The sequence below is a fragment of the Caballeronia sp. AZ1_KS37 genome, from assembly GCF_023631165.1.
In the GTDB taxonomy this organism is placed as follows: Bacteria; Pseudomonadota; Gammaproteobacteria; order Burkholderiales; family Burkholderiaceae; genus Caballeronia; species Caballeronia zhejiangensis.
In genome coordinates, this window is sequence record NZ_JALQDP010000034.1 from 511,971 (window position 1) to 528,657 (window position 16,687).

Annotated in this window: 12 protein-coding genes; 4 read left to right on the forward strand and 8 right to left on the reverse strand. The window is 62.7% G+C overall.

Features of this window, described 5'->3' with window-relative positions; genetic code table 11:
• The first annotated feature begins 66 nt into the window (after positions 1 to 66).
• A complete protein-coding gene (locus NCS00_RS22970) occupies positions 67 to 2,808 on the forward strand; it encodes an MGH1-like glycoside hydrolase domain-containing protein (RefSeq protein ID WP_250441062.1) in 2,742 nt (913 codons plus the stop codon).
• Positions 2,809 to 3,053: 245 nt separating this feature from the next.
• Positions 3,054 to 3,500, forward strand: a complete 447-nt coding sequence (locus NCS00_RS22975) for a universal stress protein (protein WP_008348456.1) — start codon at positions 3,054 to 3,056, stop codon at positions 3,498 to 3,500.
• Positions 3,501 to 3,513: 13 nt separating this feature from the next.
• Here the strand turns inward: NCS00_RS22975 and NCS00_RS22980 are convergent, their stop codons facing one another.
• The 8 genes from NCS00_RS22980 to NCS00_RS23015 all read right to left on the reverse strand — a co-directional run bounded on the left by NCS00_RS22980 (position 3,514) and on the right by NCS00_RS23015 (position 13,159).
• Positions 3,514 to 4,971 (reverse strand): NAD-dependent succinate-semialdehyde dehydrogenase, encoded by a 1,458-nt coding sequence (locus tag NCS00_RS22980; protein ID WP_250441063.1) that lies wholly within the window; start codon positions 4,969 to 4,971, stop codon positions 3,514 to 3,516.
• A 131-nt stretch (positions 4,972 to 5,102) separates the two neighbouring features.
• A complete protein-coding gene (locus NCS00_RS22985) occupies positions 5,103 to 6,764 on the reverse strand; it encodes a cation acetate symporter (protein ID WP_250441064.1) in 1,662 nt (553 codons plus the stop codon).
• The gene (locus tag NCS00_RS22990; RefSeq protein ID WP_008348462.1) at positions 6,761 to 7,066 is read right to left on the reverse strand and encodes a DUF485 domain-containing protein; all 306 of its coding nucleotides are present in this window, start codon (positions 7,064 to 7,066) and stop codon (positions 6,761 to 6,763) included. The genes NCS00_RS22985 and NCS00_RS22990 overlap by 4 nt, the downstream gene beginning before the upstream one ends.
• A gap of 127 nt (positions 7,067 to 7,193) precedes the next feature.
• Positions 7,194 to 7,961, reverse strand: coding sequence for an ethanolamine ammonia-lyase subunit EutC (gene eutC, locus NCS00_RS22995; RefSeq protein ID WP_250441065.1), 768 nt, complete (start codon positions 7,959 to 7,961; stop codon positions 7,194 to 7,196).
• Entirely contained in the window at positions 7,961 to 9,340 is a 1,380-nt protein-coding gene (locus NCS00_RS23000; RefSeq protein WP_250441066.1) for an ethanolamine ammonia-lyase subunit EutB, read from the reverse strand. Before NCS00_RS23000 ends, eutC begins: the two co-directional genes overlap by 1 nt.
• Positions 9,337 to 10,488, reverse strand: coding sequence for a branched-chain amino acid ABC transporter substrate-binding protein (locus NCS00_RS23005; RefSeq protein WP_250441067.1), 1,152 nt, complete (start codon positions 10,486 to 10,488; stop codon positions 9,337 to 9,339). The genes NCS00_RS23000 and NCS00_RS23005 overlap by 4 nt, the downstream gene beginning before the upstream one ends.
• 11 nt (positions 10,489 to 10,499) lie before the next feature.
• A complete protein-coding gene (locus NCS00_RS23010; RefSeq protein WP_250441080.1) occupies positions 10,500 to 11,732 on the reverse strand; it encodes an NAD(P)/FAD-dependent oxidoreductase in 1,233 nt (410 codons plus the stop codon).
• Positions 11,732 to 13,159: an amino acid permease gene (locus NCS00_RS23015; RefSeq protein ID WP_008348471.1), complete on the reverse strand. Its 1,428-nt coding sequence runs from the start codon at positions 13,157 to 13,159 to the stop codon at positions 11,732 to 11,734. Before NCS00_RS23015 ends, NCS00_RS23010 begins: the two co-directional genes overlap by 1 nt.
• A 280-nt stretch (positions 13,160 to 13,439) precedes the next feature.
• Between NCS00_RS23015 and NCS00_RS23020 the strand changes: the two genes are divergently transcribed.
• Together NCS00_RS23020 and NCS00_RS23025 are read left to right on the forward strand one after the other, a co-directional pair.
• Positions 13,440 to 14,849: an aminotransferase-like domain-containing protein gene (locus tag NCS00_RS23020; protein ID WP_250441068.1), complete on the forward strand. Its 1,410-nt coding sequence runs from the start codon at positions 13,440 to 13,442 to the stop codon at positions 14,847 to 14,849.
• A 536-nt stretch (positions 14,850 to 15,385) separates the two neighbouring features.
• A complete protein-coding gene (locus NCS00_RS23025; protein ID WP_008348475.1) occupies positions 15,386 to 16,648 on the forward strand; it encodes an efflux RND transporter periplasmic adaptor subunit in 1,263 nt (420 codons plus the stop codon).
• Positions 16,649 to 16,687: the final 39 nt, after the last annotated feature.

The following is a 16,687-nucleotide window of genomic DNA, read 5'->3' on the forward strand; positions in this document are numbered from 1 at the left end:
CACTTCGCTTATCATCGGAAAACCGCGCATCGAACGTGCTGGATGAGCAACCGCAACGGAGGTCGCATGCCACCGCTACGCGCAATCCATCTGCTGCAAACGAAGGAAGGCTCCCGTCTGCATGGCGCCGGGCTCGACCGGTGGCGCCGCTGGGGCCCGTATCTGAGCGAGCGTCAATGGGGCACCGTTCGCGAGGATTACAGCGAATACGGCACGGCGTGGGACTACTTTCCGCACGACCATGCGCGCAGCCGCATGTATCGATGGGGCGAGGACGGTATCGCGGGATTCGGCAACGACCCGCTCGACTGGTGCGTGTCGCTCGCGTTGTGGAACGACCGCGATCCGATCATCAAGGAGCGGCTTTTCGGTCTCACGAACGAGCAAGGCAATCACGGCGAAGACGTAAAGGAACTGTACTTCTATCTCGACGGCACGCCGACGCATTCGTACATGAAGATGCTGTACAAGTATCCGCACGATGCGTATCCGTATCAGCAACTCATCGACGAGAACAAACGGCGCGGTCCCGATCAGCCCGAATACGAACTGCCCGACACGGGCGTATTCGATTGCGACCGTTACTTCGATGTCTATGTCGAATACGCGAAGCACGCGCCCGATGACATCGTGATGCGCGTGACCGTCGAGAATCGCGCGGACGAAGCCGCGACGCTTCATCTCTTGCCGCAATTCTGGGCGCGCAACCGGTGGGCGTGGTCGAGCAAATGGGGCAAGCCGTCGCTGAAGCTCGAACACGATGCGCGCGAAGGTGCCCGCGTCATCGCGCACAATCCGTCGCATGGCGAGATGGATGTCACGGCTTCTGCGCAGGCGCCGGTCGAATGGATTTTCTGCGAGAACGAGACGAACGTTCGTCGCATATACGGCATCGAAGGCGCGGGGCCGTTCAAGGATGGCTTCAACGACTATCTCGTCGAAGGCGACGAACAGGCGATACGCCGCGATCGCGGCACGCGTTGCGCCGCGCATGTGCATCTGCAACTCTCACCGCATGAAAGTTCCGTGATGTACTTGCGCTGGCGTCCGGCATCGGTTTCGAACGATCCGCCGCTCGACCTGGCCCAGCTTTTCGCGCGTCGCGAAGCGGAAGCCGACGAGTTCTATGCGACGCTGCAACACGATATCGACGATGCCGACGCGCGTCTCGTGCAACGCCAGGCGCTCGCCGGCATGCTATGGACGAAGCAGTATTATCAGTTCGACGTCACGCGCTGGCACGACGGCGATCCGGGCCAGCCCACGCCGCCGAAAGAACGGCGGCATGGCCGCAATGCTGACTGGCGGCACATGTGCAACGGCGACATCGTATCGATGCCGGACAAGTGGGAGTATCCGTGGTACGCATCGTGGGACCTTGCGTTCCATGCGGTCGCGTTCGCGACGATCGATCCCGACTTCGCGAAGAAGCAATTGCTGTTGCTCGTGAAAGAACGCTACATGCATCCGAACGGGCAATTGCCCGCTTATGAATGGGCATTCGGCGATGCGAACCCACCCGTTCACGCATGGGCGACATGGCGCGTGTTCGAGCTCGATCGCGAGATGACCGGCATCGGCGATCACGCGTTCCTCGAGGTCATGTTCCACAAGCTGCTGCTCAACTTCGCGTGGTGGGTCAACCGCAAGGACGCCGACGACCGCAATATCTTTCAGGGCGGATTTCTCGGCCTCGACAACATCGGCATCTTCGATCGCTCGCAGCCGCTGCCGACCGGCGGACGTATCGATCAGGCCGACGGCACCGCATGGATGGCATCCTACGCGCTCGACCTCATGCAGATCGGCCTCGAACTCGCGATGACGAACGAATCATATGTCGAGATCGCGGTGAAGTTCTTCGAGCACTTCCTGTATATCGCGGAAGCCGTGAGCTGCGGCGAAGTCTGCAATACCGGCCTATGGGACGGCAGCGACGAATTCTTCTACGACGTACTGCATCTGCCGAACGGCGCGCGCGTGCCCATGCGCATTCGATCGATCGTCGGACTGATTCCGCTCTTCGCCGTTCATGTGCTCGAGGAAAGCGTGTACGGCGACTTGCCCCGACTGCGTGAACGCCTCGTATGGTTTCTCGATCATCGGCCGAACCTTGCGAAGCTCGTATCGCGCTGGACCGAGCCTGGCAAAGGCAACACGACTTTGCTTTCGCTCTTGCGCGGACATCGCATGAAAGCGCTGTTGCGCCGCACGCTCGATCAAGCGGAGTTCCTGTCGGACTATGGCGTACGCGCGTTATCCCGCGTGCATTGCGACAAGCCTTATGTGTTCGATCATGATGGCGTGAACGTCTGCATCCGGTACTTGCCCGCGGAATCGGATTCGCGCGTATTCGGCGGCAATTCGAACTGGCGCGGGCCGATCTGGATGCCGGTCAATTACTTGTTGATCGAATCGCTGCACGAGTTTCATCGCTACTACGGCGATGATTTTCGCGTCGAGCATCCGACGGGATCGGGCAAGTTTCATTCGCTGAGCGAAATCGCCGACGATCTCTCACGGCGCATCAGCATGCTCTTTTTGAAAGACGAAGAAGGCAAGCGTCCTGTGATGGCCGCGTATCCGATGCTGCAAGCCGATCCGCGCTCGCAGGATCTCATTCTCTTTCACGAGTACTTTCATGGCGACAACGGGCGCGGTGTCGGTGCGTCGCATCAGACTGGATGGAGCGGGCTCGTTGCGCTGCTGCTGCAACCGCGTCTGATGAAGTTATCGCACGTGGGGCCGGAAGCGCCCGTCATGGCCGTGCGTCTGCATGAAGAAGCGAGCGCCGAGATGGGACGCTAGCGCGTCATGACGCAATCGACTTCGAATGCGTAGCTGCCGAAACAGAAGCCGCCTGTCCGTCGCTTTCGACGACACATTTTTCTGATGCGCGGGGTACCGCCGGAACGTTTGTACCATGCGGATGCGGACGATGAAAACATTCTCGTGGATCTGATTTTCGCGCTGGAAAACCTGGCGCTCGCCTATACTTGAATCGTCGGTTCGCGTGCTTCTTTCATGTCCCCAGAGAACCGGAGGACGTCATCATGTTCAACCATCTGCTGGTTCCCACTGACGGGTCCGCGCTCTCCGAAGCGGCTGTCCGCATGGCGGTCTCGCTCGCCAAAGAGAACAGTGCGCGCATCACCGGTCTTTATATGGTGCGGCCATTTCATATGACCGTTTATAGCGCCGAGATGGTCGGCGCGAGTCAGGATGAGGCGCACGCCGCAGATCAGGCCCGCGCGCGGCAATATCTCGAGAATCTGCGAAGTATCGCCGCCCAGGCCGGCGTCGCTTGCGATACGGAAGCGCCGACGGGAGCGCATCCGTATGAGGCGATTCTCGATACGGCGAAAGCGCGGCACTGCGATCTCATCGTGATGGCGTCGCATGGGCACGGCGGAATTCGCGGGCTATTGCTCGGGAGTGAAACGCAGAAAGTGCTTACACATAGTCATTTGCCGATTCTGGTGGTGAGGCCGCCGGAGTGATGCGTCCGCCGTCCTACCGCTCCAGATTCCCGAAACAGACATACTTCGCTTCGAGATACTCCTCGACTCCCGACGATGCCCCTTCGCGCCCCATGCCTGATTCCTTGATCCCGCCGAAGGGCGCAACTTCGTTGAACACGAGGCTGTCATTCACGCCGACGACGCCGCATTCGAGCGCTTCCATGACGCGGAATGCGCGGCTGATATCGGCGGTATAGAAGTACGCCGCGAGCCCCGTGCGCGTATCGTTCGCGAGCGTGACGACGTCGTCCTCGTCCCTGAACGGCAGCACGCTCGCAATCGGGCCGAGCACTTCGTCGCCGCATACGCTCATCGACGGATCGACGTTCGTCAGCACCGTCGGCCTGAAGAAGTTCGATCCCGGCGCGACGCGCGAGCCGCCCGCTGCGATCTTCGCGCCGAGCCTGACCGCTTCGTCGACGAGACTTTCGATGCGCGTCACCGCCGCATCGCCGATAAGCGGGCCGATGTGCGCGCCCTCGTCCAGCCCGTCGCTCACTTTCAGCAACGCGACCTTGGACACGAGCTTGGCGACGAAAGTCTCGTACACGTCCTCATGCACGAAGAAGCGGTTCGCGCACATCGCCGCCTGCCCCGAATGACGAAACCGCGCATCGAGCGCGCCCTTCACGGCGAGGTCGATGTCCGCGTCGTCGAACACGATGAAAGGACAGTTCGCCCCCAGTTCGAGCGACATCTTCTTCACGGTAGGCGCGCATAAAGTCATCAGCCGCTTGCCTTCCTCGATGGAACCGGTGAACGATACTTTCCTCACGTCGGGGCTCGCAAGCAGCGTGCTGCGAACCGGTTCGCCCTCGCCCGTCAACACGGAGAGCACGCCGCGCGGCAAGCCCGCGTTCTCGCCGAGCACGCACAGCGCGAGCGCGGAGAATGGCGTCTGCGGATCGGGGTGATGGATGACCGTGCAGCCCGCCGCGAGCGCAGCGCCGACGCGTCGCGCAACCATCGACGAAGGAAAGGTCCATGACGTGATCGCGCCGCACACGCCAATCGGCTGATGCAGCACACGTATGCGTTGATTGCGTCGCGGCGCGGGAATGTTGTCGCCGTAAATGCGGCGCGCTTCCTCGGCGAACCAGTCGAGATAATTCGCGGCCTGCGTGATTTCGGAGCGCGCTTCGTGCAGCGGCTTGCCTTGTTCGCGGCAGAGGATGATGGCGAGATCGTCGCGATGATGTTCGACGAGGCGCGCCCACTCTCTCAGCACCGACGCGCGCTCGCGACTGCTCCAGCTGCGCCAGTCCTGCAGCGCCGCGTGCGCGCACTGGATGGCCTCCGTCACCTGCTCGTCCGTGACCTGCGGCACCGAGCCGATAATTTCTTTAGTGGATGGATTGATGACAGACACGCGCGGCAGCGAAGTATTGTCGATCCACGCGCCGCCGATATACGCCGATTGTTCGAAAAGACTGGGGCACTGCAGTTCCATGGCTCGCTCCAATGCGTTGGCGCTTCGTGCAATCAGGTGCATCGAGCTTAACGCATTTTCCACTCGCCATTCGGACGCGCGCGGCATCCCGGGTATACGAATACTGCGCGCGCCGCTCACTCAACATCACATCAATGGCTCGCGCCCTCCACCGCGCCGATGCCCGTTTCGGAGCGCACGGTCTGCGCTTCGAAGCCTGCTTTATCGACACGCGCACGCGCCGATTGATCGGTTACGGAGAAGAGCCAGATGCCGATGAAACCGATCGCCATCGAGAACAGCGCAGGCGATGCATACGGGAACGGCGCATCCGCGTAGTGGAACACATCGACCCATACGGCTTTGGACAGGACCGTCATCACGACCGCCGAAAGCAGGCCGAGAAAGCCGCCGATTGCCGCGCCGCGCGTCGTGCAGCCGCGCCACAGGACCGACATGAAGAGCACCGGAAAGTTGGCGGACGCCGCGACCGCGAACGCGAGCGACACCATGAACGCGATGTTCTGCTTCTCGAACACGATGCCGAGCACGACCGCGACGATGCCGAGCACGATCGTCGTGATGCGCGACACCTTCAGTTCGCTCTTGCTGGACGCCTTGCCCTTCTTGAACACGGTCGCATAGAGATCGTGCGACACCGCCGATGCACCCGCGAGCGTCAGGCCCGCCACCACTGCGAGGATAGTTGCAAACGCAACTGCCGAGATGAAGCCGAGAAACACGTTGCCGCCGACCGCGCTCGCGAGATGCACCGCCGCCATATTCGTGCCGCCGAGCAGCTTGCCGCCCGCATCCTTGAACATCGGATTGGTGCTCACCAGCACGATCGCGCCGAAGCCGATGATGAACGTGAGTATGTAGAAGTAGCCGATCCACGTCGTCGCCCAGAACACCGACTTGCGCGCTTCCTTCGCGTTGGGCACGGTGAAGAAACGCATCAAGATATGCGGCAGACCGGCCGTACCGAACATGAGCGCGATGCCGAACGAGATCGCCGAAATCGGATCCTTGATGAAGTTGCCCGGACCCATGATCGACGCCTTCTTCTCGTGCACGTCGACGGCCTTCGCGAAGAGCGCCTCGGGGCTGAAGTGGAATTGCCACAGCACCATGAACGCCATGAACGATGCACCCGCAAGCAGCAAACACGCCTTGATGATCTGCACCCACGTCGTCGCGGTCATGCCGCCGAAGAGCACGTACACCATCATCAGCGCGCCGACGATCACGACCGCGATCCAGTATTCGAGCCCGAACAGCAGCTTGATGAGCTGTCCCGCGCCGACCATCTGCGCGATCAGATAGAACGCGACGACGACGAGCGTGCCCGATGCAGCGAACGCGCGAATCGGCGTCTGCTTGAAGCGGTACGCGGCGACATCGGCGAATGTGAAGCGGCCGAGATTGCGCAGACGCTCCGCCATCAGGAACGTGATGATCGGCCAGCCGACGAGAAAGCCGATCGAATAGATCAGCCCGTCATAGCCATTGCTATAAACCGCCGCCGAAATGCCGAGAAACGACGCCGCCGACATGAAGTCGCCCGCGATCGCAAGACCGTTTTGAAAGCCCGTGATGCCGCCGCCCGCCGTGTAGAACTCGGCCGCGGAACGCGTCTTCTTCGCGGCCCATTTGGTGATGAAGAGCGTCGCGATCACGAACGCGATGAACATGCAGATCGCGGTCCAGTTGGTCGCCTGCTTGACTGCCTGACCGAGATCGCCGCCTGCTGCAAATGAACTCGCGGACGCCGCGAAAAGCGCGACCGCCGTGACGATGCGTTGCGGTTTCATGCGGCCTCCCGCTTGATCTTGTCGGTGAGTTCGTCGTACGTGCTGTTGGCGTGGCGCACATACAGCCCCGTGATGACGACCGTGAACACGATCACGAACAGGCCGATCGGCATGCCCCATGTCATGACGCCCGCGCCCATCTTCGCGGCGAGCAGATCCTTGTTGAATGCGATGAGCAGCACATAGCCGTAATAGACGACCAGCACGAGTGCCGTCAGCGTCCAGCCGAGCTTCGAGCGCTTTCGCACCAGTTCGCCGTAAGCGGCGCTCGACTTTATTTTCTCTACGATCTTCAGATCCATTTCCGTCGTCTCCTGCATGAATGCCTCGTTTACGATGCGCTGGAGACTAAGGTAAAAGCGTCCGCTTACCCGTTTCTTACGTGAAGCGTTTTCTTTCGACGGGGTTTACGCGAAGCATCGTCCATTGCTATGCACCCGATAGGCGATCCATCGTTCGCCCGGGCAGCGTCGTCGCGCTGTCGTCTTTGAGGCTCACGCCCGTCAGCTTGCGCGTGCGCGCTTCGTTCAGCAGCCACGCGAGCTTGAACGCGGCCGCGTCGTAAGCAAGTCCTTCAGGACGCACGTTCGATATGCAGTTGCGCTCCGCATCGCTGCGGCCCTGCACGGGATCGTAAGTCACATACACGCCGAGGCTCGCGGGCGAACTGAGCCCCGGCCTCTCACCGATCAGCACCGCGACGATGCGCGCCCTCAATATCGCGCCGATGCAATCGCCGAGCGCGACGCGCGCCTGAGTCGCGACGACGACCGGACCGATGCGCCATCCGTCGAGCCGCGCGATCGTTCTTTCGATGAGCGGTATCGCGTGCGTCGCCGCTGCTTTCGACGACAGTCCATCGGCGATGACGAACACGACATCCGCGTCCGTCGCGTGGGTCGCGAGACTCGCGGCGCTGTCGTCGCTCAGCATGCGGCCAAGATCCGGACGACGGAGATAAACATCGCGTGCCGAAGCGGCGCTGCATACCGAAGCACATGCGAATCGCTTCGAAGCCAGTTCTTCCAGCAACGACGAGACATCGAGCGGCCGATGCACCGCATCGCGCGCCTGCGCATGCGCGAGATTGAACGCGAGCAGCGGCGCGGTCGGCACGCTGTTGCCCGCGCGTCCCAGCGCGATGCGCGCATCGGTGAAACGGCGCAGCGCTTTCCACGGATTCTGGCTGACGCTCATCACGCCCTCATCCAGTCGTTCAGCGCGGGCCACTCGGCGCGCGTCTGAAGCACGCCGCGCGCATTCGTGATCTGAATCGCGCGCAGCCACGCTTCGAACTCTGGCGCGCGTTTCAGACCGAGCACGTCGCGCACATACAGCGCGTCATGAAACGACGTGCTCTGATAGTTCAGCATGACATCGTCTGCGCCGGGCACGCCCATGATGAAGTTCACGTTGGCCGCGCCGAGCAGCGTGAGCAGATTGTCCATGTCGTCCTGATCGGCTTCGGCGTGATTCGTGTAGCAGATGTCGCAACCCATCGGCACGCCGAGCAGCTTCGCGCAGAAATGATCTTCGAGTCCGGCGCGAGTGATCTGCTTGCCGTCGTACAGGTATTCCGGACCGATGAAGCCGACCACGGTATTCACGAGAAACGGATCGAACTTGCGCGCGACCGCATAGGCACGCGCTTCGCAAGTCTGCTGATCGACGCCATGATGCGCGTTCGCCGACAACGCGCTGCCCTGTCCCGTCTCGAAGTACATCAGGTTCTCGCCGACCGTCCCGCGCTTCAGCGACAAACCCGCTTCATACGCTTCCTGCAACAACGCGAGCGAGATGCCGAACGACGCATTCGCCTTTTGGGTGCCCGCGATCGACTGGAACACGAGATCGACCGGTGCGCCGTGTTCGATCGCCGCAAGCGTGTTGGTCACGTGTGTCAGCACGCAGGTTTGCGTCGGCACGTCGTAGCGTTCGCGGAACGCATCCATCATCGCGAGCAATTTGCCGATGGCCTGCGGCGAGTCGGATGCGGGATTGATGCCGATCATCGCGTCGCCGCAGCCGTACATGAGGCCATCGATCATCGAAGCGGCGATGCCTTGCACATCGTCGGTCGGATGATTCGGCTGCAGGCGCACCGACATGTGCCCCGGCAATCCCACGGTATTCCTGAAACGCGTGACGACCGGACGTTTCTTCGCCGCGAGAATGAGATCCTGATTGCGCATCAGCTTCGATACGGCCGCGACCATCTCGGGCGTCAATCCTTGCGATACGGCGACGAGCGCGGCGGTATCGGTCGTATCGGCGAGCAGCCATTCGCGGAACTCGCCGACCGTCAGATGCGACACGACGGCGAACGCCTCCCGCGAATGTTCATCGATGATGAGGCGCGTCACTTCATCGTCCTCATACGGAATCAACGCTTCTTCGATGAACGCCCGCAACGGCACCCTCGCCAATGCCAACTTCGCCGCCGCGCGTTCTTCTTCCGTCGCGGCGGCGATGCCCGCGAGTTCGTCGCCGGAACGTCGCGAACTCGCTTTCGCCAATAGCGTCTTGAGATCGTCGAAACGATACGTCCGAACGCCTACGGTTTCGCTGAAGCTCATACGCCGCTTCCGCCGACCGTCTTCAAACTCTTCCATTGCCCTTGCTCGACCTGAAAAAGCGTGTATGGAGGCTTGATGAGATCGCCATATGGATCGAACGAAATCTTGCCGGTCACGCCGGTGACGTTGACCTTCGCGAGCGCTTCCACGATCTTGCCGCGATCGAGCGAGTTCGCATCGTGAATGGCCTTGATCATCGCGAGCGCGGCATCGTAGGCGAATGGCGCATATAGTTCGACATCCTGATTGAAGCGTGCCTTGTAGCGCTTGCCGAACTCCTGCGCGGAAGGCAGCTTGTCGAGCGCGGGACCGGGCTCGAGGTCCTGCGTGCCGTTGCCCGATGTGCCCGCGATCTGCAGGAACGCGTTGCTCTTCAGTGCGCCCGCGCCGAAGAGCTGCGTCGTCATGCCGAGCGAGCGCATCTGCTTGACGAGCATCGCGCCTTGTTCATCGAGTCCGCCGAAGAAGATCAGATCGACGTTCTGGCTCTTCATCGTCGTGAGAATCGCGCGGAAATCGACGGCCTTGTCGTTCGTGTATTCGCGCGCGACGACCTTGCCGTTGGCTTCCTTCACGCCCTTCTCGAAGGCATCGGCGAGACCTTGCCCGAACGCCGTGCGATCGTCGATGATGCCGATGCGCTTCGGCTTCATCTGCTCGACGACGAAGCGCCCCGCCACCACGCCGCCCACGCCATCGTGGCCCATCGTGCGGAACACGTTCTTGAAGCCCTGTTTCGTGAGTTGCGGATTCGTCGAGCCGGGCGTGATCATCGCGACATTCGCCTGGTGATAGACGGTCGATGCCGGAATGCTGCATCCCGAGTTGTAATGCCCGATCACGCCGACGATGCCGCTATCCACCGCTTTCTGCGCGACCTGAATCGCGACGCGCGGATCGGCCTGATCGTCGTACACCTCCAGTTCGAACTTGACGGGCTTGCCGCCGACGATGGGATGCTTCGCGTTCTCTTCGTCGATCGCGAGTTGCGCGCCGTACTGCAAGTCCTTGCCGACGCGCGCAACCGGCCCGGTCAACGGTCCGACGAACGCGATCTTCACGACCTCGGGATCGGCGGCCCACGACATCGGCATGTACGCGGCAAGCACGCCCGCGGTCACGCCCGAAAGAAAGATACGGCGATTCATGTTCATGCTCCTCAGTGAAAACGCGACGCGCGATAACTCGCGAGATCGAGTGGCGGCGAACGTCGCGCGATGAGATCGGCGACGATGCGTCCGCTCACGCCCGCGAGCGTCAAGCCAAGATGCTGATGCCCGAACGCATACACGACGCGCTCGCTCGCCTTCGATGCGCCGATGACCGGCACGCCGTCCGGCAGCGTCGGACGAAAGCCCAGCCATTCGCGATCGGGCGTGCCGAGCGCGGGCAACGCGCGCTTCGACGATACGGTGACGAGATCGAGCAGCGCGCGATTGCGCTCCTCGATGAAACCGGCGAGTTCGACGGTGCCCGCGACGCGAATGCCATCGCTCATCGGCGTCATGTAGAAGCCGCGCTCCGCCCAGCCGCACGGCCGCGATATGAGGTTCGATGCCGACGCATAACGGATGTGGTAGCCGCGCTCGGTATCGAGCGGCACGCGATCGCCACATTGCTGCGCGAATTCGCGCGAACGCGCGCCCGTCGCGACGACGACATGATCGAAGCGGCGCGCATCGCCCTCGACGCGCAACGCGACGTCCTGCACGCCCGGCTCGACCGCGTCGACCTTCTTGCGTTCGAGTTGCGCGCCACGGGCGGCGAGCCGCTCGTGCAAGGCCTGAAGAAAGCCCGCCGGATCGCTGAAATGCCAGCTATCGCGAAACAGCACGCCGCGCGCGAAAATCGGCGCGAGGTGCGGTTCGAGTTCGCGGATCGCGCCGCTGTCGAGCACATCGAAGCCAACGCCAAGCCTCTCGCGCAATGCCAGCGAATCGCGCGACGCGTCGAACGAAGCCGCGCTCGAATACAGATAAAGGCATTCGCGCGGCTTGACGAAGCGCTTCAAGGCATCGTCGTCGAGCAAGGGTGCATAGCCTTCCTGCGCACGCGACAACAACGCGGCCAGCGCCTGTGCGCTCGCTTCGAAATTCTTTTGTCGCGAGCTCATCAGAAAGCGCGCGAGCCACGGCGCGAGTTGCGGCAGATAACGCCAGCGCAATCTGAACGGACTATCGTTCGAGAAGAGAAAGCGCGGAATATCGCGGAATACGGACGGATTGTTCACCGGCACGAATCCGTATGGCGCGAACGTGCCCGCGTTGCCGAACGACGCGCCCTGCGCCACGCCCGACGGATCGAACAGCGTCACGCTGTGACCGTCGCGCGTAAGCCAGGCCGCGCTCGCCATGCCGATGAACCCCGCGCCGATGATCGCCACGTTCGACATCAGTCCTGCCCCTTCCATGCGAGCCGATTGTCTTGCGACAGGAAGCCCGTCGCCGATTCGCTCTCTTCATGACGATGATGATGCTTCGCGGCGAAGAAGTACGCCGCCGATGCGGCCGCGAGGCTCGCGAGACTCGCCATCAGTTGCGGACGCAGTTCGTGGTCCGCGCCCATGGCCGCAAGCACACCGACGATCGCGATCACGACGGCATACGACAGCCACGGGAAGAGCCACATCTTCAGCGTGAGACGCTCGGGCGCTTCGCGTTGAATGCGTCGGCGAATGCGGATTTGCGCCAGCGCCGTCGCGAGATAGACGAACAGCATCACCGCGCCCGATGCGTTCACGAGAAACAGGAACACGCCCTGCGGCGACACGATCGCGGCGACGATCGCCACATAACCGACGACGCTCGACAGCACCACCGCGAGACGCGGCACCTTGTTCGGCGTGAGCTCGAGCAGCGACTTCGGCGCATCGCCGCGTTCGGCGAGACGGAACAGAATGCGCGACGACACGTACAGGCCCGAGTTCAGCGCGGACAGCACGGCGACGAGCACGATCGCGTTCATGATGTCGGCGGCGTAGGGAATGCGCATCGTCTCCAGCGCGGCGACGAACGGCGAGTGGCCCGTCACGATGCTGCCCCACGGCACGATGCACGCGATCAGGAACAGCGAGCCGACATAGAACGTGATGACGCGCAGGATGACCGAGCGCGTCATCGCGGCGACGCTTTTCGCGGGATCGTCGGATTCGGCCGCTGCGATGGTCGCGATTTCCGCGCCGCCGACCGCGAAGATGACGGTCGGCACGGCGGCGAACACGGACATCGCGCCGAACGGCAGGAAGCCGCGATTGCCGGTGAGATGCGCCACGGCGCTGCCCGCGTGCCCGAAGCCGAGCAGATAGCCCGCGCCGATGGCGAGGAACACGATGATCGCCGCGACCTTGATCGACGCGAACCAGAACTCGAATTCGCCGTACGACTTGACCGAAAGCAGATTGATGACGGTCATCACGGACAGCAGCACGAGGCCGATGACCCAAACCGGCGCGGGTATCCAGCGCTGCAATATCGCCGCGCCGGCGACCGCTTCGACCGCGACGACGATCACCCAGAAATACCAGTACAGCCAGCCGCTCGTGAAGCCGGCCCAGTTGCCGAGGCCGATGCGCGCATATTCGGTGAACGAGCCGACGCCGGGCACGGCGAGCGCCATTTCGCCGAGCATGCGCATGACCATCAGCACCACGATGCCGGCGACGAGATACGACACGCACGCCGCCGGACCGACGGTCGCGAGCGTCGCGCTGCTGCCGACGAACAGCCCCGCGCCGATGATGCCGCCGAGCGCGATCATCGTGACGTGCCGCTGACGCAGCGCGGAGCCTAGCTTGGGTTGCGAGGTTTCAGGCAAGGACATCGGGGAATCTCCTGCGGACAAAGATCGGATGAATCGGGAAGCGCGGGATGAGACACGCACCAGACAAACTCTGATCCTAGAATCACACAATATTTTTTTGTGTGCAATTAAAAGCGCGGTTGTGTGGTGCCGGTATTTTCCCTGAGGGGAGGATGGAGCGGCTCTTGCAGAGGCGTTTCAGTCCTTATACGGCCACTGCGTCGGCCATGCGCTGGGTTAGAATCGGCAGACTTCCGCACAAATCGCGGACAAAGCAATGTTTGTATGGAGACACAGATTCATGGCTTCCGACAAGGATCAGACGCTGAGCGCAAACGGCGAAGCCGACGGCACGACGAGGCGATCGACCTATATCGAGGTGTCGAGCTCCATCGAGAAGGAAATCCGCAGCGGCATGTATCCGCCGGGCAGCCGTCTGCCGCCGCAACGGCAACTGGCGAGCGAACTGGGCATCAACGTGTCGACGGTGTCGCGCGCGTACAAGGAGTTGCAGCTGCGCGGCCTTGTGATCGGCAGCAAGCGGCGCGGCTCGCTCGTCACGGGAGGCGCGATGCCGAGCGTCGAGATGCCGCCCGCGAGCACGGGCAGCTCGGTCATCGATCTGACGGTGAACCGGCCCGCGACCGGGGAATTCCTCGCGTGCCTCGCGCGCACGATGGGCGAACTGCCGCGCGATCCGCGCTTTGCGCAATTGCAGGAATATCAGCCGCCGCAGGGGCCGTCATGGGCGCGCGCGGCCGGTGCGCGCTGGATGAGCGCGCCGGGTTTCGCGCCGACGGCGGATCAGGTCGTCGTGACGAGCGGCGCGCAGCACGGGCTGTATGCGGTCCTCAACAGTCTGATCGGCACGGACGGCGTGATTCTCGCGGATCAACTCACGTATTACGGGCTGAAGGCGCTCGCGCCCGTCTTCCAGTTCGAGATCGTGGGCATTCCGAGCGACCGCGACGGCTTGCTGATCGACGAGGTCGAGCGCGTGTGCAGGCGCGTGCCGGCGAAGGCGATTTTCACGGTGCCGAATCTGCAGAATCCCACGGTCACGACGATGAGCCTGGAACGGCGCATGGCGCTCGTCGATGTCGCGCGGCGGCATGGCGTCGCGATCATCGAGGACGACGTGTACGGGCCGCTCGTCGCGCAGCGTCTGCCGACGCTCGCGAGTCTGTGCCCCGAACTGACGTATCACATCTCGGCGACGTCGAAGATCCTCGCGCCCGGCTTGCGGCTCGGTTATCTGCTGAGCCCGCAGGACAACGCCGCGCTATGCGCGGAGGCGGTGCGTACGACGGCGTGGATGCCCGCGCCGCTGTCGATGCTGATCGCGACCGTCTGGATCGAGGACGGCACCGCGCAGCACATCATGAATGCGCAGCTCGCGGAAATCCGCGCGCGGCATGATCTCGCGCGCGAGTTGCTGCCGCAGGAATTCCTGCAATCGGATCCGGCGTGCATGTTCGTGTGGTTGAAGCTGCCGCTGCCGTGGCGCGCGGACGATTTCGCCGCGAATGCGAAGGCGCGCGGCGTCGTGGTGATGCCCTCGTCGGCGTTCGCGGTCGACCGGTCGGAAATCGAGCATGGGGTGCGCGTGAATCTCGCGTGCGCGGAAAGCCGCGATCAGCTCGTCAGCGGATTGCGGATGCTGGCGGGAACGTTGAGGGACCGGCCGCGGGCGCTGTTCGGGCATTTGTGATTCCGACTCGCCGCCGGAAAGCGCACGGCGGCGACGTCACGGCGCCCAAGTCAGGACATCGACATTTCGGTTCGGCGTTGCATTTATCGTCACGATGAATCCGACGGCTCGCTAAGCCATCCATACCTTCCCCGCCGATTCAGCACGCCAGTTCAGTAATTGCTGCGCATCCCGATCCACACCATTCAGTCAAAATGCCGATAAACGCTATGGCGTTTTCATCCGAGTTCAGCTATTAGTAGACTCGTCACGCACGTCACGCCACTCGGTGGCGAACCAAGAGCATCTCTCTGGCTATAACTCGACCGTCAAAACCGGAGGCAGCTACGCCACATTACAAGCATCAGGCTCGCGCTCGCTGACGTCGCCCTAAGTCCTGTCCCGCGCGATTTCATCGCATGGCGCAGGCGCACCGGAAATGCGCACGCTTTCCGGGCGCATCCGCCTAAACGCACACCGCGAGCATTGTCGTGGCGAGGCGCTCTGTTGGCGCGTTCGCTCATCAACGATCGGCCATCCCAACGGGGGAGGCGCCCATGGCGTTCGTGTCGGAACACGTACTGGACTGCTGCTCGTTCGCTCCACCTTCGCGCTCCATGCGCGCGCTGCGCGTGGGCGCGATCGCCGCGCTCGCGTCGCTCTCGCTCGCGGCGTGCAAGAAGCCGGCGCCGCCAGCGCAGAAGCCCGCCGTCGATGTCACCGCCGTGACTGTCACGGCGCAATCGACGCCCGTCGACTTCGAATTCACCGCGCAGACGCAAAGCTCGCGCGAGGTCGAAATCCGCGCGCGCGTCGACGGCTTCCTCGAAAAGCGCATGTACACCGAAGGCGCGCTCGTCTCGGCCAATCAGGTCATGTTCCTCATGGACAAACGGCCGTTCGAGGCCGCGCTGCAGACGGCCAAAGGCTCGCTCGCGCAACAGCAGGCGCGGCTGCTCGTCACGCAGCAGAATCTCGCGCGCGTGAAGCCGCTCGCCGCGATGAACGCATTGAGCAAGAAGGATCTCGATGACGCCATCGGCAACGAAAAGAGCGCCGAGGCCGCCGTCATCGCCGCGAAAGGCGAAGTGCAGACCGCCGAACTGAATCTCAGCTACACGACGATCCGCTCGCCGCTCAAGGGCCTGTCCAGTTTCGCGCGCATCCAGGAAGGCAGTTACGTGACGCCGACGCAGGGCGGCCTGCTCACCTACGTCTACCAGCTCGATCCGATGTGGGTGAACTTCAGCATCTCGGAGAACGAACTGCTGGGCTATCGCGAGCAGATCAAGAAAGGCGAACTGCGCTTTCCGCCCGACAACAAGTTCGATGTGACCGTCATCCAGGCCGACGGCTCCGTCTTTCCGCAAACCGGTCGCATCGACTTCACGAATCCGGCGTTCAGCACGGAGACGGGCACGTTCCTCGTGCGCGCGGTGTTCGCGAATCCGCAAGGCACGTTGCGACCGGGACAGTTCGTCAAGGCGCGCGTGGCGGGCGCGGTGCGACCCAACGCGATTCTCGTGCCGCAACGCGCCGTGCTGCAGGGCGCGAAGAGTCACTTCGTGTGGGTGCTCGACGAACAGTCGAAGCCGCATCAGCGCGTCGTCGAAGTCGGCGAATGGCACGGCGACGACTGGTTCATCACGAACGGCCTGAAGGCGGGCGAACGCGTCATCGTCGATGGCGCGATACGCGTCGGCGCGGATACGCAGGTTCGCGTCGTCGCCGCACCGGCCGCGGGCGGCGCGGCGGCATCGGGCGCGCAGGAGGCGTCGCTCGGAGACGCGAAGAACGCAAGCGGCGGGACCGAAAAGTGAAGTGATTTGATCTGACGACAAGCACGTCGCGCGGAAGAG

What these genes read in the sequence shown, in the direction of transcription:
- NCS00_RS22980 (WP_250441063.1), bottom strand. Translation starts at nt 4,971, where the DNA reads ATGGAACTGCAGTGCCCCAGTCTTTTCGAACAATCGGCGTATATCGGC.
- NCS00_RS22985 (WP_250441064.1), bottom strand. Translation starts at nt 6,764, where the DNA reads ATGAAACCGCAACGCATCGTCACGGCGGTCGCGCTTTTCGCGGCGTCC.
- NCS00_RS22970 (WP_250441062.1), top strand. Translation starts at nt 67, where the DNA reads ATGCCACCGCTACGCGCAATCCATCTGCTGCAAACGAAGGAAGGCTCC.
- NCS00_RS23000 (WP_250441066.1), bottom strand. Translation starts at nt 9,340, where the DNA reads ATGAGCTTCAGCGAAACCGTAGGCGTTCGGACGTATCGTTTCGACGAT.
- eutC (WP_250441065.1), bottom strand. Translation starts at nt 7,961, where the DNA reads ATGAGCGTCAGCCAGAATCCGTGGAAAGCGCTGCGCCGTTTCACCGAT.
- NCS00_RS23025 (WP_008348475.1), top strand. Translation starts at nt 15,386, where the DNA reads ATGGCGTTCGTGTCGGAACACGTACTGGACTGCTGCTCGTTCGCTCCA.
- NCS00_RS22990 (WP_008348462.1), bottom strand. Translation starts at nt 7,066, where the DNA reads ATGGATCTGAAGATCGTAGAGAAAATAAAGTCGAGCGCCGCTTACGGC.
- NCS00_RS23005 (WP_250441067.1), bottom strand. Translation starts at nt 10,488, where the DNA reads ATGAATCGCCGTATCTTTCTTTCGGGCGTGACCGCGGGCGTGCTTGCC.
- NCS00_RS23015 (WP_008348471.1), bottom strand. Translation starts at nt 13,159, where the DNA reads ATGTCCTTGCCTGAAACCTCGCAACCCAAGCTAGGCTCCGCGCTGCGT.
- NCS00_RS23010 (WP_250441080.1), bottom strand. Translation starts at nt 11,732, where the DNA reads ATGTCGAACGTGGCGATCATCGGCGCGGGGTTCATCGGCATGGCGAGC.
- NCS00_RS23020 (WP_250441068.1), top strand. Translation starts at nt 13,440, where the DNA reads ATGGCTTCCGACAAGGATCAGACGCTGAGCGCAAACGGCGAAGCCGAC.
- NCS00_RS22975 (WP_008348456.1), top strand. Translation starts at nt 3,054, where the DNA reads ATGTTCAACCATCTGCTGGTTCCCACTGACGGGTCCGCGCTCTCCGAA.